This is a genomic window from Sphingobium phenoxybenzoativorans, from assembly GCF_001757355.1.
Classification (GTDB): Bacteria; Pseudomonadota; Alphaproteobacteria; order Sphingomonadales; family Sphingomonadaceae; genus Sphingobium; species Sphingobium phenoxybenzoativorans.
Window position 1 is genome coordinate 20,463 of sequence record NZ_MINO01000007.1, and the last position, 17,329, is coordinate 37,791.

Genomic DNA, 17,329 nt, shown 5'->3' on the forward strand with positions numbered 1-17,329 from the left:
TGCAGCCGCCTAAACGGGGTCCCATGTAAAGACGTCGCTGGACACCTGTAGCGGAAACAGGCTGGGCCGCATGGCGGGCATGAACTCCTCTGCAATAGTTGCCGGCGTCCAGCCCTGCTCACGGTGAAGCGAACGAACGGGTCGCGGAGGACTGAACAGGAAAATCTCATGCTTGCGCACGCAGAAAATCTGCCCTGAGACATCGGCCGCTGCATCCGAACAGAGATAGGCGACAAGCGGAGCAACCTTGTCCGGCGTCATCGTCTTCAATCGTTCTACCCGCTGCTTTTGCGCCTCTGTCTCCGCAGGAATGCTCTCCGTCATGCGGCTCCAGGCGAAAGGCGCAACACAATTTGAGCGCACGCCAAATCGGCGCATATCGAGTGCGATAGAATTGGACAGGCCGACAATCCCCATCTTGGCTGCGGAATAGTTGGACTGGCCAACATTGCCGATCAGGCCAGAAGTCGACGTCATATGGACGAATGCGCCGCCGCCCTGATCCTTGAAATAGGGCGCAGCCGCGCGCGACAAATGAAAGCTGCCGCCAAGATGAACATCGACGACCGATTGCCAGTCCGTCGCGCTCATCTTGTGGAACATGCCGTCCCTGGAAATCCCGGCGTTGTTGACGATGGCGTCCACGCGCCCAAATGCCTTCACGGCATCGTTCACTATGGAGGCAGCGCCTTCCGGATCCGAGACGCTCGCCAGGTTGGCGACGGCCTTTCCACCTGCCGCGATAATTTCGGCCACGACTTCGGCGGCGGGGCCGCTGTCCGCTCCGTCACCGCTAAGCGATCCGCCAAAGTCATTGACGACGATCGAGGCGCCCTCTGCTGCGCATGCCAGGGCGAGCGCACGGCCAATCCCTCGGCCAGCCCCCGTAACCGCGACAACCTTGCCCGTGAGCAATTCCGTTCCAGACATCTGCCTACCGCCTCATTCAATCACAATTGCGACGCGGGCAGATTGACCACCAGCCCATCGATATCGGCCGACAGCTTTATCTGACAGGACAGCCGGCTATTCTCATCAGGATCCACCGCCATTTCCAGCATCATTTCTTCTTCGGAATCGGGCGTACCGACCCTGTCCATCCAGTCCGGCGCGATGTGCACATGGCATGTCGCGCAGGCCAAACCACCGCCACAGTCCGCCAATATGCCGGGGACGCCATTGTTAAGCGCGACCTGCATCACGCTCTCACCCTCATTCCCGTTCACGGTGCGGCTTTCGCCGCGATGCGAAACGAATGTCACCTCAACCATCACCCAACTCCAGTCATGTCTTGTTCCGTCACAATGTCGCGCTGAGTCTTTGCCAGTCGGAGCGCAACTCCTCTCTAAACCTTTCGTCGGCGATAGCGATGAGCGCTTCCGCGCGTTCCGCCATCGAGCACCCCCGTAACCTGGCAACGCCATGCTCCGTCACCACGACATCCGCGTCGGCGCGGCCAAGGGAAATTGTCGGGCCGTCAAGCCGGGGCACGATGCGAGATATGGTTCCCCCCCGCGCTGTGCTCGGCATCAATATCATTGCCTGTCCGCCGGGAGAGGCAAGGGCCGCCCGCACAAAGTCAGGCGCACCGCCAACGCCGCTGAACATCCGTCCGCCCTGCCACTCAAGATTGACCTGACCAAAAAGATCAATCTCCAGCGCGGAATTAATCGCCGTGAAGCTTGGCAATCCCGCAAGCCTGGCCCCGTCATGCGTGGTCAGCGTATCGGCAAATTCGATCAGGTCCGTTTCGGCTAGATAGTTGTAAAGCGCGGTTGTTCCGGCGGCGATGCCCGCGCAATGATCCCGCCCGTCCGCAAGCGCCCCCTTTTCCGCAAGCAATCGGACCCCCTCGGCCGCCATGCCGGAACGCAGCCGCAAATTGCGGTGGTTCGTCAGGGCGGACCACAAGGCGCCTGGCGCACCTCCAATGCCGATCTGCACCGCCGCCCCATCCGGGACAAGCGGAGCCGCCAGTTGCGCGATCTTCTGAAGCTCGCCTGATGGCGGCGCTGACCCAACCTCGACCAAGGGGCTTTCGCAATCGACGATCAGATCGGCTTCGCCCATTTGGATGCGCGGCCCCCGCCGGATAGACGGCATGCGCGAGTTGACGATAGCTACCCGGCGACGCGCCCGCATCCAGGCGATCGGCGAGAAATCTGCCGCAATGCCAAAGGATGCGAAGCCTTGCGCATCCGGTGTCGAGACATGGGCCACGGCCAGGTCCAGAGGCGCTGCATCCCGCAAATAGCGCGCAATCCCGCTATATGATAACGGCATTATCGAGATACGACCGGCTTCATAAGATGCGCGCAAAAGCGGTTGCATCAGAAATGTCGTGACCCTGGCGTCGGAAGCCATCGCCGAATAATCGAAACGGTTCATGCCGGGCAGCAGGCAACTCAACAGGTGAACGCCGCGCAAGCGTTCGGGGTCAGCCGACAATGCTTCGGCCAACGCAACCACCTCTCCCGTTGCTCCCGGAAGATAGATGGTTTCACCCGGCCGGAACATGTCGAGCAAAGCGCGCATCAGGGCCTTTCGAACAGGGCCGCGATGCCTTGGCCGCCGCCGATGCACATGGTTTCCAGACCATAGCGCCCGCCCCTGCGATCCAGCTCATGCAGGAGCGTTGTCATTATGCGGACACCGGTTGCACCGATGGGATGCCCAAGAGAGATGCCGGAACCATTGACGTTGATCCGGGAATGATCGTCAAAATCCCACCCCTTCATGACGGCCAGGACCTGCGTCGCAAACGCCTCGTTTATTTCGATCAGGTCGATATCGTCCCAACTCTTGCCAGTGCGCGCGAACAGGCGCTCCACCGCAGGAACCGGCCCAATCCCCATCCGTGCGGGATCGCAACCGGCGGCCGCCCATCCGGCCAGATAGGCCATCGGCTCCAGCCCCAGCTCGGCAAGCTTGTCCTCCGCGACTATCAGGCATGCGGCAGCGGCGTCATTTTGCTGGCTGCTATTGCCCGCCGTTACCGTGCCGCCCTTGATGAGCGGGCGCAGCGCCGCCAGCGTCTCTGCGGTTGTCTCCGCCCTCACGCCTTCATCGCGAGCGAACAGCGCCGGATCGCCCTTTTTTTGCGGAACGGGAACAGGCACGACCTCTGCGTCAAAATATCCGCTGGCCGCCGCCGCCGCCGCCCTGCGCTGGCTCTCCGCGGCAAACGCATCGGCCGCCTCCCGGCTGATCGCATAATCGGTCGCCAGATTTTCGGCGGTCTCGATCATTCCCGATATGACACCAAAGCGCTCAACGGGCTGCGAACGCTCCCGCCCACGATCCAGCCTGTCATATAGTTGAACCGTGCCAGCCCGCGCCCCGCCGCGCATGGATGTGGTATAATATTCGATATTGCTCATGCTTTCGACGCCGCCCGCAAGCACCACATCGGCTGCGCCCGTCTGCACCATCATCGCAGCATTCACGATCGCCTGGAGGCCACCGCCACACCGGCGATCCACCTGGGAGCCAGGCACGGTGATCGGCAGGTCCGCCGCAAGCGCTGCCCAACGGCCAATACAGGGCGCCTCGCTATTGGCGTAGCTCTGCGCGAAAACGACGTCATCGATCCGCTCTGGATCGACCCCCGTGCGGGCGACCGTCGAACGAATGATGTGCGCAGCCAGCCGCTCAGCCGGAAGCGGAGACAGGGTACCCAGAAATTTCCCGACCGGCGTTCGAACCGCCCCAACGATAGCCGCCCGTCTCATATCACTCCCGCGCATCATTGCATGTAATCAACGCCAGGATGGCATTGAGCTCTGGACTGCACTATAGACTCATGCCAATATTGCATGCAATAAAAGTTTGGCACGGAGAGAGATATGGCGACCGATGCGTTGACGCTTTTCATGGACCATAAGGAAATCGAGGACAAGGTGGGGCTTTGGTGCCGCATCGTCGATACGCACGCCATGAACCGCATGGGCGAGGTGTTCGCGGACGACATATTCTGGGATTATGGCAAGGGCACCACTGAGCAGGGCCTGAAGAACATAACCCACCGGATCGAGGCGCATCTGGTGGACACGCCGAACTGCAGCGCGACGCAGCACCGCTTGGCCAATATGCGCATCGACGTAAATGGCGATGAAGCCGAAAGCGAAGCCTATTTCGTGGGCGTACATGCGGGCGCCGGCGAATATGAGGGCAAGACCCTCCTGCAATGGGGCAATTACAACGATTTCTGGAAACGGACGCCGGATGGATGGCGGATCAGCCGGCGCATCTATCGCATCGATATCTCCGACGGCCCGATGGGCATCGTCTATGGCGGCGCAACGGCCGACATGTGGCAGGCCGGCGACGATCGCCGCGTGGGCCGCTGAACAGAATATAGGAAAAGGGACAGGATATGGATTTTTCGGGCAAGGTGGCGCTGGTCACCGGTGGCAGTTCAGGCATCGGCGAGGCGACCGCCATACGCTTTGCGCAGGCGGGCGCGCGGGTCGTGATCACCGGGACGCGCGCCGATGTTGGCGAAGCGAAAGCCGCGGCTTTGCGCGACGCAGGACATGAAGTGCAATTCGTCGCAGGAGATGTGTCGCAAGAAGCCGACGTCAAAGGCTGGGTTGACGCAACGCTCGACCATTATGGGCGGCTCGATTTCGCGGTGAACAGCGCGGGCGTATACCAATATGAAGCCGGTACGATCGTCGACATTGCGTCTGACTATTGGGACCGCCTGATCGCGATCAACCTGCGCGGCATCTATCTTTCAATGAAATATGAAATTTCGGCGATGCTCCGTTCCGGCGGTGGGTCCGTGGTCAATGTGGCGTCGGGCGCGGGACTCAGGGCAGTGCCGATGGCATCGGCCTATGTGGCGGCCAAGCATGGCGTGATCGGGCTCACAAAAACGGCGGCTGTCGATTTCGGATCGCAGAATGTGCGCGTTAACGTGATTTGCCCCGGCCTAGTCAAAACAGGGATGACCACATTCCTCGACCAGATAGAGCCAGAAGTCGCCTCCCAATATTACAAGGCAAACGCCATGGAGCGCATCGGCCTGCCGGAAGAAATCGCGGACGCAGCGGCGTGGCTCTGCTCGCCGGGCGCTTCCTTCACCACCGGCCTCATCATGCCAGTCGATGGTGGCTACAGCGTCAAATAAGCAAGGATCGCACCATGGGCACTATCGATACGCAGACACTGATCGACCGCGCGATGATCTCCGATCAGGTCTATCGTTACATGAAGGGTCTGGACACGCGCGACTTTGACCTCGTCATGTCCGTACTCTCGCGGCCTTTTCACATGCAGGCCAATCAGCTCGGCATAGATCGTGAGATGATGCCGGAGGAATATGTCACCAAGCTGGGACCGAAGAAGTTCCTGCCCGGTTTCGACGTCACCGTTCACATCAGCACCAACCATCTGATCACAGTCGATGGCGATACGGCGCATGTGGAGACCAAGCTCTACGCCTGTCATTATATCCAGGAGGAGGATAGCGGCGACCGCAGGAATATCGGCGGAAACCGCACGCCTGGCGTCAATATCCACTGCAACAAGCAGATGCCATGGGAAGGGTGGCTCACGCGCCAGCCCGATGGCGGGTGGCTGTTCCACAAGGTCCGCATGGGTACCTTCGCCAGCGAGGGCGACACGACGGCCTTTGACATTTCGCTCCAGCGCTCAGGCCATCTGGTATGAATGCCCATCCGGCAGAAGTGCCATCATCGGCGCAACTGCCGGACCGGCTCGCCATCCTCAATCTGCTGGGCATTTACTCCGCCTATGCCAATGACGGCGATCTGGAAGGATGGGGAAGCCTGTTCGCGGATGACGCGATCTTCGAAATCCATTTGCCGGACGGAACCTACCCGGTCGATAAAGCCACGCTGCTGGCTGGGGAAAAGCATATTTTCCAGCTCTACCGGGACCGCAAGGCCAACCCTGCCAGCGGGGAACGGCGGCTTTTCCTCTTTTCAAACCCCTATGTCGCCCGCCAAAGTATCGGCGATGCCGATGTCGGCGTGACGATGACGCTTGTCCGCACCAGCCCGGATGGTCCCCATCCGCATATCGAAGCAACGGGAACCTATACGGGCACATTGGTAAAGCGCGAAAATATATGGCTTATCCATCGCTGGCGCGTCCAAACGGACCGGACGCCCGAACCGATGCAGGATGGCCCGGCCCATCCCGACGCAGCATGGGAGAATTGACGCGGCCGCACAATCTATCGGCCTGACCACCCCCAACCGTTTTAGCGAACCTCCGCGCATCCATTCTGGATGACCGTTGCATTCCGCGCTTTGACCCGCGCCTGGAACGACACGAGGTCGCCGTCACGCCACAGATCGACGGTCACAACATCCCCCGGATAGACAGGTGCGGAGAAACGCAGCTTGTGGCTCACCATCCGTTCCGGCTCGAATGCCGCATAATGCTGCAGGACAGCTCTGCAGCAGATGCCGAAGGTGCAAAGCCCGTGTAATATGGGCCGGTCGAACCCCGCCCGGCGCGCAGCCTCTGGATCGGCATGCAGGGGATTACGATCCCCCGCCAGACGATAGAGCAGCGCCTGATCGGCGCGCGTCACATAGTCCACGGATTTGTCGGGTGGCCGGTCCGGCACGATGTGAGGCGCAGCGCCTCCCGTTGCCGGGCCTCCAAAATGCCCGTCAGCGCGCGCGAACCATCCAACAGAAAGCGTGACATAAGGCGCGCCAGTCTCGGCATCCCGCAACGTGGTTTCGGCCATCAGTATGGCGCCCTTGTCGCCCTTATCGATGGCGGCGACGATGCCTCCATCCGCCTTCACGCGCGCAGACGCAGGTAGCGGCCTGTGCAGCCGGATTGCCTGCTCCGCATGGACGACCCGGCTGTAATCGACACCGGTCTCCGCCAGTGGCGGGTTGGAGCCCCAGGCCGCAACCGTCGCAAAGGACGGAACGACCTTCAGATCCTTCTCATAGACAAAGGCCAATTCGTCCGTGTCCAACGGATCGCCCCCCATGCCTATGCCAAGGGCGTAGAGCATCGCGTCACGATCGCTCCAGACAAATTCGCGATCGGGGGATCGGACTTTCAACAGCGCTTCATAGGGAATCACGGGCATCTCCTGACGCCCCGTTTATGCCCTCATTGCATGCAATTCAATGCGTCAGGCCGCCTGATCTTCTTCTTCCGTCTGATTGGATACAGCCTCGAAAGCACCGCGGAGCAATTCGCGGTTGGCGTATACATGCTCGCGCATCAGGGCCTCCGCCCTCGCCCCCTCGCCGCGCATCATCGCTTCCACGATATGCACATGGTCGTGGTGCGACCGGAGGCGCTGTTCGCGGGTGTGCACCTTCTGGAAGAAATCCGAATCCGGGTTCAGGCGGCTGTCGAAAATGCGGGGAAAAAAGCGGATCTGCCGCATGATCGGATCCAGATGCCTGTTATGCGACGCCTCCAGCAAAGCATAGTGAAACTGGGAGTTCAGTGCCCGCCACGCGGCCTGCTGCGCAGGACCCCATTCAGGTGAGCGGAAGATTTCCTCACCCTGCTCGATAATCTCCAAAAACGCCGCTTTACCGGCATCATCCATGCCTCGTTCGGCAATGACGCGGCAAGCCAGCCCTTCCAAAGTGCCGCGCACATCATAAGCGTCCAGCACATCGCTAAGCTCGACGCTCCGCACGATATAGCCGCGATTGGGGTAGTAAACGAGCAGGTCCTCATTCGCGAGAACGCGCAGCGCATCGCGAATCGGTGTCCTCGATACGCCAAGATCGGAAGCCAGGGTCGCCTCGTGCAGGTGCGCGCCGGGACCATATTTCCCATCCAGAATCCGCTCGCGAATCTCTGAGATCACCTGCTCGGTAACCGTTACCATTCCTGTCGTCCCCATTTCTTACAAAGCATCACGAAATTTTCTCAAAACCAAGTTTGCATGCAACCTTGGTTTTCGGTATCAACCTTAGCAGTGGTCGCCGGCAATTGCATCCAAAGAAGAATGCGCCGCGATAAGGCCGCAGTTACGGCGAGTATCAGGAGTGAAGTCGAAATGGCTTGGGACGTAGTTGTAATCGGTTGCGGAGTCGCAGGTTTGTCTGCCGCAGTGACGGCGGCGGAAGGCGGAGCGAAGGTCGCGCTGCTGGAGCGTGCGCCCTATGACGAGCGGGGCGGCAATTCGCGCTACACCGAAGCCTGGATGCGCATGAAGACCGAGGACGAGGTTGCGGACGATTTGATCGACCTGTTCCTGGAACGCGGGCATGGCGCGATCGGGCCGGAATTTCTGAAGGAAGTTTCGAACGATTATGAGAATTGGCCGCAGAATGTGCGCGCCTATCCATTCAACGATCCCGAAATCGTCGGTTCGCTCGCCGAAAATGCGCCGGGTACGATGGCGTGGCTGAAGGAACATGGCGTCAAATTCACGTTCCACAGCCCGATGCTGCTGCAGAAAGGCCCGGAACGCATGGGGCCGAGCGGCGGCGGCCTGGCCATTGTGGAAGCGCTGGCGACGTCCGCTGAAAAGCTGGGTGTCGAAATCATGTATCAGACGACCGGGCGGTCGCTGTTGCTGGATGACGCCGGGAATATCCGGGGCGTGCGCTGCTGGTCGAAAGAAAAGGGCAATTTCGCGATCGAAACGCCCAATGTTGTGATCGCGTCCGGCGGCTATCAGGGCAATCTGGAAATGATGACCCGTTATGTCGGGCATAATGCGCATCTGACCCGCCCTGTCTCCCCTGGCGGCGTGTTCAACAAGGGCGAAGGCATTGAGATGATGCTGGCCGTCGGCGCCGCTCCAGCCGGACAATATGACATGTTCCACGGTGAGCCGGTCGATCCGCGGTCGCCCAAGCATGAGGCGCTGATCGCGGTCGTGAACTATGGCATCCTCGTCAATGTGCATGGCAAGCGGTTCATGGACGAAGGGTCGAACCGCTATGAATTGATCTATGACGATGTGTCGTGGACGATCATGCGGCAGAAGCTGGGCATCGCGCATCTGCTGTTCGACTCCCGCATGTTCGACATCCCCAATATCCGCACCCGCATCAAGACGGATCAGGAACCGATCCGCGCCTCCTCCATCGCGGAGATGGCCAGCAAGATCGGCGTGCCGGAGCGCGTCCTTATCGAAACCGTGCGCAGCTATAATGCGGCTACGGTTGAAGGTGATTATGACACGACGCGGCTGGACGATCTCCATACGCAGGGTCTGGCCCTGCCGAAATCGAACTGGGCGCGCCCGATCGACGAGAGCGATCTCTACGCCTACCCCATCATGTGCGCGAACACCTTCACGTGCGGCGGCGTAAAGATCACCAAGGATGCGCAGGTCGTGAACCGCGATGGTGAACCCATCCCCGGCCTGTACGCGTCGGGAGAGACGGTCGGCCTCTATTATAATCTGTATGTCGGGGCGACGTCCGTGCTGCGCGGGCTGGTGTTCGGGCGTCAGGCGGGCCGCAAGATATGCGAAACGCTTGGAGCGAAGGGCAAGACTACACCGTCGATTGCGGCCTGACGCCGGCGGCGGACGCGTTCGGTGAGATGAAATAACAGGCATCCGCGCAACGGCGGAGGGAGAGACATATGCCGGTTCTGGAAGGGAAAGTCGCGATCATCACAGGTGCGGCGCGGGGTCAGGGCGCTGCGGAGGCGCGGTTGTTCCATGCCGAGGGCGCAAAGGTGGTGTTGACCGATGTGACGGAGGACGGCCGCGCGCTTGCGGACGAACTTGGCGACCGCGCGCTGTTCCTGCCCCTCGACGTCGCTGATGAGGCAGCATGGCAAAATGTTGCGCAGCAAAGCGCCGGGCATTTCGGCGGAATCGACATCCTGATCAACAATGCGGGCATCACCGGTTATGAACCGGTCGATGCGATCAGCACGGCGCAGTTGCAGCGTTACATGAACATCCATGTGTTCGGGGCGCTCTACGGAATACAGGCCGTAACGCCCTTCATGGAAAAGGCCGGAAGCGGCGCTATCGTCAATGTGGCGTCGACGGCGGCGCTGCGCGGATATCCCACCTATCTGGGCTATGGCGTCAGCAAATGGGCTTTGCGCGGCCTGACTCGTTATGCATCGCACGATCTGGTTGGACGGAAGATCAGGATCAACACGATCCTTCCTGGCGGCGTGGAAACGCCCATGCTCATGCGCGACGACGCAGGCACGCTCATCGATGCGGCGCGCGCCGCGGTTCCCATGAAGCGCTTTGCGACGGCAGAGGAAATCGCCAAGGTCGCACTGTTCCTCGCCAGCGACGCCTCAAGCTATATGACGGGCGCCGACATGGTTGTGGACGGCGGGCTGAACGCGTGAAACAGCCGCGATGACGGCCGAGGCTATCCTGCAGAGCGCCCATGCGCCTTTGTCGTCACGCCGCCGGCTCAAGGCTATTATTGGCGGGGCGGCGGGCAATTTCGTCGAATGGTTCGACTGGTTCATCTTCGTTTCCTTCGCGATTTATTACGCGCCGATATTCTTTCCGAAGGGCGACCTGACTGTTCAGCTCCTGCAGTCCGCAGCGGTGCTTGCCTTGGGCTTCGTAGTGCGGCCGCTCGGCGCATGGCTGTTCGGCCTCTATGCTGACAGGCGTGGGCGGCGGGCCGCGCTCAGCCTGTCGGTGGGATTGATGTGCACCGGATCCTGCCTGATCGCGCTGACGCCGGGGTATGCCATTATCGGCGCCTTCGCCCCCGCCATCCTGCTTACCGCACGTCTGTTGCAGGGCCTGAGCGTGGGCGGAGAATATGGCGCAAGCGCTACCTATATCAGTGAGATGGCGGGTAGCGGCAGGCGCGGCTTCTGGTCGAGCTTCCAATGCGTGACTTTGGTGCTTGGGCAATTGTCCGCGCTGTGCCTGCTGATGCTGCTCCAGTCGCTGCTCAGCCCGGAAGCGCTGGCCAGTTGGGGGTGGCGGCTTGCCTTCCTGCTGGGAGCCGCGCTGGCTGTCGTCGTATTCTGGATCCGGCGGGGCCTGGACGAAAGCCATTCATTCCGCGCGGCAGAGTCGGACAAGGTGCAAAATCGCGCCGCGCGGCACCTGCTGACCGAACATCGCAGGGCCACCATCCTGGTATTCGCGTTGACGGCCGCAGGCAGCACCGGCTTCTATGTCTTTATCGGCTATATGCAGAAATTCCTGGTGAACACGTCCGGGTTCACTGCGCCGCAGGCGACCGCCATCATGGCCGTCGCGTTGGTGATATTCCTGCTTGCACAACCGCTGTTCGGCCTGCTGTCCGACATCATAGGCAGGCGGCGTTCGCTCATCATGTCGTTCGGCGCGACGGCCCTGTGCACTGTCCCCGTGATGCAGGCGCTGAGCACGGCGCGCCATCCGGCGGAAGCATTCGCGCTCATCCTTGTGCCGCTCCTGCTTTTCTCCGGCTACACCGCGATCGGCGCGGTCGTGAAAGCCGAACTCTATCCAGCCCATATCCGTGCGCTGGGCGTTGGCCTTCCCTACGCGCTGGCCAATGCCGTGTTCGGCGGAACGGGCGAGTTTCTCGCTTTGTGGTTCAAGCGCGTCGGGCGTGAGGACATGTTCTTTTACTATCTGGCCGCCGTGATGCTGGCGGGTCTCATCGTGGCGCTGCTCCTGCCGGAGACGCGCGACCACGGCCTTATCGAGGATTGAGGATATGCTGATGAAAGCAGATCGGTTGGGGCGGTTCCTGCCCGGCGTGGCGGCGATGGCGATGGCCATTGCGGCTCTGGGCGGATGCAGCGGCAGCCCCGCAATCAATCCTGCCGATGATGGCGGCATTGGCCTTTCGCCGAATGACTGGCCTTCCTATGGCCGGACGGCAGGCGAACAGCATTACAGCCCACTGGAACAGATCAACACAGGCACCGTGGACAAACTCGGTCTGGCCTGGTCATTCGACCTGCCCGCCGCGCACAGCCTGTCTCAGCCCATAGAGGCTGACGGCATTGTCTACACCGCGACCGGCCACAGCTATCTCCGCGCCTTTGAGGCCACGACCGGCAAGCTGCTGTGGGAATATGACAGCAAGGCCGCAGAGAAGTCGGGCACGAAATTGCGCCAGGGTTATGGCAGCCGCGGGATCGCCTATTGGGGCGGCATGGTCTATCTGCCGACCCATGACGGCCGCCTGATAGCGCTCAATGGCAAGACCGGCGCGGTCATGTGGACGGCGATGACGACCGAACCCACCGACAACCGTTTCATCACGGGCGCGCCGCGCGTATTCGACGGCCGCGTCATCATCGGCCATGGGGGCGCGGATGGCGGCGGCGCGCGCGGTTATGTCACCTGCTACGACGCCAAGACGGGCAAACAGCTTTGGCGGTTCTTCCTGGTGCCCGGCAATCCGGCGGTGGATCACGACGAAACCACCCAGATCGCGGCCCGCACCTGGAAGGGCGAATGGTGGAAGGAAGGCGGCGGCGGCACCGCATGGAATTCCATGATCTATGACCCGGAACTCAAGCGCTTCTATATCGGATCGGGCAACGGTTATCCCTATAATCATGCGCTGCGCAGTCCCGGTGGCGGCGACAATCTTTTCCTTGCCTCAATCGTCGCGGTGGACGCGGCGACCGGCAAATATATCTGGCACTATCAGATCAATCCCGGCGAACAGTGGGATTACAAGACCACGCAGGACATCACGATGGCCACGCTGTCCATCGACGGAAAACCGCGCAAGGTGCTGATGCAGGCGCCGACCAACGGCTTCTTCTATGTTCTGGACCGGACCACCGGGAAACTGATCTCCGCCGAACCCTATACCAAGGTCACCTGGGCGTCGCGCATCGACCTGAAATCAGGTCGTCCGGTGGAGAATCCCGGCGCACGCTATCATGAATATGGCAAGCTGTTCGAAATGTGGCCAAGCATCACCGGCGGCCATAGCTGGCTGCCCCAAAGCTACAGCCCCAAGACTGGCCTTGTCTATCTGCCCGTCCTGGAACGCGGGATGATCATCGGCGACCAGGGCGTCGATCTGACGAAAGAGAAGCGCTCTACCCAGCCGGAAAATATCAGCGCGGGCATGGGCATCACGGGCGATTTTCAGCCCAAGCTGAAGGAGGGCAAGAAAGCCTTCCTGAAAGCCTGGGACCCGGTAACGCAGAAAGCGCGCTGGACGGTGGCATTGCCCGGCGACTGGCCCGGCGGCACAATGGCGACGGCTGGCGATCTGGTGTTCCAGGGGCGGATCGACAATCGTTTCGCGGCTTATGATGCTGCGAAGGGTACGCTGCTGTGGGCGTTCAATACCGAAAGTCCGGTTGTCGCTCCGCCCATCACCTATTCCGTCAATGGCAAACAATATGTCACGGTCATCACGGGGAGCGGCGGCGCGGGCGGCGGGTATTTCGGCGAGGGCACAAAGCCGTTCAACATCGATTACCGTACGACGCCACGGCGGGTCCTTACCTTTGCCATCGGGGGCAAGGAGAAGCTGCCCGCCACGCCGCCGCCAACGCCGCCCATCGCGCCGAGCGACCCGGATTTCGTGCCGAATGCCGCCGTCGCGCTGCGCGGAAACATCATGTATCACGCCGCCTGCGGCATCTGCCACGGCGGCCGGGGCCTGGCTTCCGGCACGGCCCCGGACCTGCGCGCATCGTCGGTTCCCGCCCAGAAGGAAGCGTTTGACGCGATCCTGCGTGACGGGGCGCTGGTGCCGCAGGGCATGCCGCGTTTCGAGGATATGTCCGATGCGGATCGTGAGGCGGTGCGGCAATATCTCCGCACGATCGGTCAGGAATTGCCGAAGAAATAAGGCTTTAGCGAACGGACCAGCCGGCAGGATGTGCTGGCTGGTCCGCCGCGAAGGCTAAATCAGGGAAGGACATCCGGCCGGTCGTCCAGCCAGTCCGGTTCGCCCACGATGGTTGCGCCGCCGTCGACGGGCATGGATATGCCTGTAATCAGGGACGCAGCGTCAGACGCCAGGAAAGCCACGGCTTCGGCCGTTTCATCCGGCTGTCCGACACGCAATATCGGCATGCGCCGGGCGCAGATATCGACATAGGATTGCGGAACCTGCGCAAAGGCGGCAGTGATCGTCGGGCCGGGCAGCACCGCGTTCACCCGGATATTCTCCCGCCCATAATCCATCGCCATCTGCCGGGTCAGGGCGCATACGCCGCCCTTTGCGGCCTGATAGGCGGCGAAACCCCGGAAGCCCGTTATCGCATGCATGGATGCGGTGTTGACGATCGCGCCGCCGCCCGACGCGCGGATATGCGGGATCGCATATTTGGAACCGAGATAAACGGATTTGAGCGTGACATTCTGCGTCCTGTCCCAATCTTCCTCGGCCAGTTGCTCGACCGAACCAAGCACCTGAAAGAAGGCGTTGTTGAACAGGATGTGCAGGCCGCCAAAATGATCGGCGGCCTTGTCCATCAGGGCCTGCAATTCGCTGGACTTGCCCACATCGACGGACAGGGCCAGGGCGCTGCCGCCATTGTCCCTAATCCGTTTCTCCACGGCCTGGGCCGCGGGAAGGTTGATGTCGGCGACAATGACATCGGCCCCGCGCGCCGCCATCAACACGGCGGATTCAGCACCGATGCCGTTGCCGCCGCCTGTAATGACGGCGACCTTACCGGTCAGCGAGAGGCGGTCAAAGCCGCCTGTCACTGCGCCTCGGCCAGCGCGTTGAACTGGTCGCTGATGGTCATCTTGCGGAACACCTCATTGGTGTCGAGGTCCAGCTCCACCCGGCGGCGATGATAGCGCCAGCCCTCATCGGTGCGGCGCAGTTCGTCGATGTACCAGCCGGTCGCGACGAAATCATTCTTCGCCTTGTCAGGCGCGCGGTAGCAGGAGATGAAACGCACTTTCTGAAATGCGCTATCACCCTGAATATCGAGTTCCGTCTCGGTCGTCACATGCACCGTGACACTTGTCGCGGCGGCCGCAGACGCGATCTCCGCCCGCCCCCGATAAATGCGGTTGCCGACAATATTGAATTCGGCGTCCACGGTGTAGAGGCTGGAATAAGCCTGACCATCGCCAATGTCCGCATAGCGGTTATACAGGGCGTTGAGCTGCCGGATATCGACATAGTCCGACAGATACTGGATGTCATGCGCCACAATTTCTCTCCATATCGCTGTTCTTGATCGGCAGGGCGATTGATCAGCCCGCGCGGAACACGATCGATTTCAGATCGGTATAGGCGTCCAGTCCCTCGGTTCCGCTCTCGCGGCCATAGCCGGACCGCTTGAAGCCGCCGAACGGCGCCGCCGGATGCTTGGCGCCAGGGCCTTCATTATTGACGATGAAGCCCGCATCGAGCTGCAGCGCCATTTCAAAGGCCCGGCCGCGATCCGAGGAGATGACGCCGCCGCCAAGGCCAAATTCGGAGTCATTGGCGATCGCCAGCGCCTCCTCATCGGTATCGAAGCCCATGACGATACCGACCGGGCCAAATATCTCCTTCCGCGCGATCATTGCGCTATTGTCGACATTGGTCAGAAGGGTCGGTTCGTAGAAGAAGCCCTTGTCCAGATGCGCCGGACGCTTGCCGCCGAATACGACCTTCGCGCCATCGGCAACGGCCGCATCGACCATGCCCGCGACACGATCGCGCTCCTTGGCGCGGATCAGTGGACCGACGGTGACGGCGGGATCGCTGGGATCGCCGACATTTGCGGTCGAGGCCATCGCCGTCATCTTCTCAATGAAGGCGTCCTTGATCTTGTTATGGACGATATGCCGCGTGAACAGGCAGCAGCCCTGCCCCGTTTCACAGGTGATGTTCCAGAAGGCGGAACCCGCCGCAACATCGAGATCCGCGTCCTCCCGCACGATCAGCGCCGACTTGCCGCCCAGTTCGAGCAGCAGCCGCTTCAGCGTGGGGGCGGCCTGCGCCATGATGGCGGAGCCAACGGCATCCGACCCGGTGAAGCTCACCATGTCGACGCGGGGATCGGTCGTCAGCAACTGCGCAACATCGACCCCGCCCGTCACCACGTTGAACACGCCCGGCGGGAAATCCAGCTCGCGGATGGTTTCGGCCAATATCCACGCCTGGAAGGGCGTGTAGGGGGACGGCTTCAGCACAACGCTGTTGCCAGTGATGAGCGCGGCGGAGCTTTTCACGACATTCAGGAAGAAGCCCGCATTGAAGGGCGTGATGGCGGCGACGACGCCGACAGGGACGCGCTGCTTGACGCCCGCGCCAAGCACCTTGTCCCCTCCCCAGCCCGGATTGACCATATAGGGCAAGGGCAGCACTTCCTCACGGCGATACGCCTCCTCTATGTCGGCGGCGAGTTGCTGCAGCGGAATGGCGAACAGCAGGCCGGCGGCCTCTGCGCGGGCGCATCCCGCCTCCGCGATGATCATGTCGATGATCTCATCGCTGCGCGCCATCAGCGCCGTGTGGAGCTGCTCCATCTTGCGCGCGCGATCGCGGAAGGACATGCGCCGCCAGGGACCGGTGTCGAACGCCTTGCGCGCCGCCGCGATCGCCTTGTCGCAATCCTTGACGCTGCCGACCATGGCGACGCCGTAGACGGCCTCTGTCGCCGGGTTGATGATGTCCTCAAACTGCCCGTCAACGGGTTCGGCCCAGTCATTGCCGATGAACGAGCCGGTCATCCGGCGCAGCGTTGGCATATCCATAATCATCCTATCCCAGATTGCGGGGCAGACAGCGGCCTGCCTTCTCGAAGCTCTTTCGAATCCACCATATTACATGCAATAATATGCGTCTAGAGCGAGTTACTCTTGAGGAACCGGATAAAGCAAGCTAGTTTTGCATGCAAAATAGGATCGAAACGCCAGAGAGAGGAAATATCATGAGCCATCCCAGCCCCCGTGACGTCGCAACGGGCTTTTTCGAGGATGTCAGCGCGGGCCGCGTCGCCGAGGCATGGGACCGGCTGGCGCCCGATGTCATATATGATGTCATCGCTCCCGCTCCGGTCGGCCGCCGGGTGGACCGCGACGGTCTGGGCGCCATGTATGCCGACGGCGTGATGGCGGCGCTCGCCGAACCGCTGCGGCTGGAGATCAAAGGCGTCACCGCCGAGGGCGAACGGGTCGCAGTGGAAGTGGAATCCCATTCCGTCAACAAGCGCGGCATGATCTACAATAACCGCTATCATTTCCTGTTCGTGATCCGCGAGGGCAAGATCGTCGAGGGCCGCGAATATCTCGATTCAGCGCATCTGATCGACATTCTGGACGTATAGTCCAACGGGCCAGCGCAGGCTGGCCCTCCTCCAAAACCCCACCGAAAATCCAACGAAGTTGCGGAAGTTGCGGGTTGCCATTGCATCCCGCAACTTTGCGTTTGAGAGGGTTTGCGGCCGTTGAATCCGGGCGTCCGACATCAGCCGTCATGGCGTGACGGGG

At 61.3% G+C, this 17,329-nt stretch carries 18 protein-coding genes; 9 read left to right on the forward strand and 9 right to left on the reverse strand.

Features of this window, described 5'->3' with window-relative positions:
• Nucleotides 1-9: 9 nt before the first annotated feature.
• The 4 genes from BHQ40_RS05580 to BHQ40_RS05595 are packed head-to-tail and all read right to left on the reverse strand — an operon-like array spanning nucleotide 10 to nucleotide 3,731.
• Nucleotides 10-930, reverse strand: a complete 921-nt coding sequence (locus BHQ40_RS05580; protein ID WP_070153659.1) for an SDR family NAD(P)-dependent oxidoreductase — start codon at nucleotides 928-930, stop codon at nucleotides 10-12.
• Between the two features lie 20 nt (nucleotides 931-950).
• Nucleotides 951-1,271: a 2Fe-2S iron-sulfur cluster-binding protein gene (locus tag BHQ40_RS05585; RefSeq protein WP_070153662.1), complete on the reverse strand. Its 321-nt coding sequence runs from the start codon at nucleotides 1,269-1,271 to the stop codon at nucleotides 951-953.
• Between the two features lie 28 nt (nucleotides 1,272-1,299).
• The gene (locus BHQ40_RS05590; RefSeq protein ID WP_070153665.1) at nucleotides 1,300-2,535 is read right to left on the reverse strand and encodes an acetyl-CoA hydrolase/transferase family protein; all 1,236 of its coding nucleotides are present in this window, start codon (nucleotides 2,533-2,535) and stop codon (nucleotides 1,300-1,302) included.
• The gene (locus BHQ40_RS05595; RefSeq protein ID WP_070153668.1) at nucleotides 2,535-3,731 is read right to left on the reverse strand and encodes an acetyl-CoA C-acetyltransferase; all 1,197 of its coding nucleotides are present in this window, start codon (nucleotides 3,729-3,731) and stop codon (nucleotides 2,535-2,537) included. Before BHQ40_RS05595 ends, BHQ40_RS05590 begins: the two co-directional genes overlap by 1 nt.
• A gap of 114 nt (nucleotides 3,732-3,845) precedes the next feature.
• Here BHQ40_RS05595 and BHQ40_RS05600 point away from each other — a divergent pair, with 114 nt between their 5' ends.
• From BHQ40_RS05600 to BHQ40_RS05615, 4 genes are read left to right on the forward strand one after another with little or no spacing between them, the layout of a single operon-like run.
• Nucleotides 3,846-4,349, forward strand: coding sequence for a nuclear transport factor 2 family protein (locus BHQ40_RS05600; RefSeq protein ID WP_070153671.1), 504 nt, complete (start codon nucleotides 3,846-3,848; stop codon nucleotides 4,347-4,349).
• Between the two features lie 26 nt (nucleotides 4,350-4,375).
• Nucleotides 4,376-5,134: a glucose 1-dehydrogenase gene (locus BHQ40_RS05605; protein WP_070153675.1), complete on the forward strand. Its 759-nt coding sequence runs from the start codon at nucleotides 4,376-4,378 to the stop codon at nucleotides 5,132-5,134.
• Between the two features lie 14 nt (nucleotides 5,135-5,148).
• Nucleotides 5,149-5,676, forward strand: a complete 528-nt coding sequence (locus BHQ40_RS05610) for a nuclear transport factor 2 family protein (RefSeq protein ID WP_070153681.1) — start codon at nucleotides 5,149-5,151, stop codon at nucleotides 5,674-5,676.
• A complete protein-coding gene (locus BHQ40_RS05615) occupies nucleotides 5,673-6,191 on the forward strand; it encodes a nuclear transport factor 2 family protein (RefSeq protein WP_070153684.1) in 519 nt (172 codons plus the stop codon). Before BHQ40_RS05610 ends, BHQ40_RS05615 begins: the two co-directional genes overlap by 4 nt.
• A gap of 41 nt (nucleotides 6,192-6,232) precedes the next feature.
• Here BHQ40_RS05615 and BHQ40_RS05620 read toward each other — a convergent pair whose 3' ends face one another.
• Nucleotides 6,233-7,081 (reverse strand): MaoC/PaaZ C-terminal domain-containing protein, encoded by an 849-nt coding sequence (locus BHQ40_RS05620; RefSeq protein WP_216094854.1) that lies wholly within the window; start codon nucleotides 7,079-7,081, stop codon nucleotides 6,233-6,235.
• 51 nt (nucleotides 7,082-7,132) lie between these two features.
• Nucleotides 7,133-7,849: a GntR family transcriptional regulator gene (locus tag BHQ40_RS05625; protein WP_070153690.1), complete on the reverse strand. Its 717-nt coding sequence runs from the start codon at nucleotides 7,847-7,849 to the stop codon at nucleotides 7,133-7,135.
• Between the two features lie 171 nt (nucleotides 7,850-8,020).
• Here BHQ40_RS05625 and BHQ40_RS05630 point away from each other — a divergent pair, with 171 nt between their 5' ends.
• From BHQ40_RS05630 to BHQ40_RS05645, 4 genes are all read left to right on the forward strand, one after another.
• Complete coding sequence (locus tag BHQ40_RS05630; RefSeq protein WP_070153693.1) at nucleotides 8,021-9,496, forward strand: FAD-dependent oxidoreductase; 1,476 nt, start codon at nucleotides 8,021-8,023, stop codon at nucleotides 9,494-9,496.
• Between the two features lie 68 nt (nucleotides 9,497-9,564).
• Complete coding sequence (locus BHQ40_RS05635; protein ID WP_070153696.1) at nucleotides 9,565-10,299, forward strand: SDR family NAD(P)-dependent oxidoreductase; 735 nt, start codon at nucleotides 9,565-9,567, stop codon at nucleotides 10,297-10,299.
• A gap of 10 nt (nucleotides 10,300-10,309) precedes the next feature.
• Nucleotides 10,310-11,620, forward strand: a complete 1,311-nt coding sequence (locus tag BHQ40_RS05640; RefSeq protein WP_070153699.1) for an MFS transporter — start codon at nucleotides 10,310-10,312, stop codon at nucleotides 11,618-11,620.
• 10 nt (nucleotides 11,621-11,630) lie between these two features.
• Nucleotides 11,631-13,736 carry a PQQ-dependent dehydrogenase, methanol/ethanol family gene (locus BHQ40_RS05645; RefSeq protein WP_070154029.1) on the forward strand — a complete coding sequence of 702 codons (2,106 nt, stop codon included), beginning with the start codon at nucleotides 11,631-11,633 and terminating at the stop codon, nucleotides 13,734-13,736.
• Nucleotides 13,737-13,795: 59 nt separating this feature from the next.
• Here the strand turns inward: BHQ40_RS05645 and BHQ40_RS05650 are convergent, their stop codons facing one another.
• From BHQ40_RS05650 to BHQ40_RS05660, 3 genes are read right to left on the reverse strand one after another with little or no spacing between them, the layout of a single operon-like run.
• Nucleotides 13,796-14,602, reverse strand: a complete 807-nt coding sequence (locus tag BHQ40_RS05650; protein ID WP_070153702.1) for an SDR family NAD(P)-dependent oxidoreductase — start codon at nucleotides 14,600-14,602, stop codon at nucleotides 13,796-13,798.
• A complete protein-coding gene (locus BHQ40_RS05655) occupies nucleotides 14,599-15,060 on the reverse strand; it encodes a nuclear transport factor 2 family protein (protein WP_070153705.1) in 462 nt (153 codons plus the stop codon). Before BHQ40_RS05655 ends, BHQ40_RS05650 begins: the two co-directional genes overlap by 4 nt.
• Before the next feature lie 43 nt (nucleotides 15,061-15,103).
• Nucleotides 15,104-16,594: an aldehyde dehydrogenase family protein gene (locus BHQ40_RS05660; RefSeq protein ID WP_253183272.1), complete on the reverse strand. Its 1,491-nt coding sequence runs from the start codon at nucleotides 16,592-16,594 to the stop codon at nucleotides 15,104-15,106.
• A gap of 176 nt (nucleotides 16,595-16,770) precedes the next feature.
• Here BHQ40_RS05660 and BHQ40_RS05665 point away from each other — a divergent pair, with 176 nt between their 5' ends.
• Complete coding sequence (locus tag BHQ40_RS05665) at nucleotides 16,771-17,166, forward strand: nuclear transport factor 2 family protein (protein ID WP_070153711.1); 396 nt, start codon at nucleotides 16,771-16,773, stop codon at nucleotides 17,164-17,166.
• Nucleotides 17,167-17,329 lie beyond the last annotated feature (163 nt).

Excerpts from the sequence above, each read along its gene's own strand:
- BHQ40_RS05645 (WP_070154029.1), top strand. The coding sequence starts at position 11,631 with ATGAAAGCAGATCGGTTGGGGCGGTTCCTGCCCGGCGTGGCGGCGATG.
- BHQ40_RS05640 (WP_070153699.1), top strand. The coding sequence starts at position 10,310 with ATGACGGCCGAGGCTATCCTGCAGAGCGCCCATGCGCCTTTGTCGTCA.
- BHQ40_RS05590 (WP_070153665.1), bottom strand. The coding sequence starts at position 2,535 with ATGCGCGCTTTGCTCGACATGTTCCGGCCGGGTGAAACCATCTATCTT.
- BHQ40_RS05600 (WP_070153671.1), top strand. The coding sequence starts at position 3,846 with ATGGCGACCGATGCGTTGACGCTTTTCATGGACCATAAGGAAATCGAG.
- BHQ40_RS05585 (WP_070153662.1), bottom strand. The coding sequence starts at position 1,271 with ATGGTTGAGGTGACATTCGTTTCGCATCGCGGCGAAAGCCGCACCGTG.
- BHQ40_RS05610 (WP_070153681.1), top strand. The coding sequence starts at position 5,149 with ATGGGCACTATCGATACGCAGACACTGATCGACCGCGCGATGATCTCC.
- BHQ40_RS05660 (WP_253183272.1), bottom strand. The coding sequence starts at position 16,594 with ATGGATATGCCAACGCTGCGCCGGATGACCGGCTCGTTCATCGGCAAT.
- BHQ40_RS05580 (WP_070153659.1), bottom strand. The coding sequence starts at position 930 with ATGTCTGGAACGGAATTGCTCACGGGCAAGGTTGTCGCGGTTACGGGG.
- BHQ40_RS05595 (WP_070153668.1), bottom strand. The coding sequence starts at position 3,731 with ATGAGACGGGCGGCTATCGTTGGGGCGGTTCGAACGCCGGTCGGGAAA.
- BHQ40_RS05625 (WP_070153690.1), bottom strand. The coding sequence starts at position 7,849 with ATGGTAACGGTTACCGAGCAGGTGATCTCAGAGATTCGCGAGCGGATT.
- BHQ40_RS05615 (WP_070153684.1), top strand. The coding sequence starts at position 5,673 with ATGAATGCCCATCCGGCAGAAGTGCCATCATCGGCGCAACTGCCGGAC.
- BHQ40_RS05630 (WP_070153693.1), top strand. The coding sequence starts at position 8,021 with ATGGCTTGGGACGTAGTTGTAATCGGTTGCGGAGTCGCAGGTTTGTCT.
- BHQ40_RS05665 (WP_070153711.1), top strand. The coding sequence starts at position 16,771 with ATGAGCCATCCCAGCCCCCGTGACGTCGCAACGGGCTTTTTCGAGGAT.
- BHQ40_RS05605 (WP_070153675.1), top strand. The coding sequence starts at position 4,376 with ATGGATTTTTCGGGCAAGGTGGCGCTGGTCACCGGTGGCAGTTCAGGC.
- BHQ40_RS05635 (WP_070153696.1), top strand. The coding sequence starts at position 9,565 with ATGCCGGTTCTGGAAGGGAAAGTCGCGATCATCACAGGTGCGGCGCGG.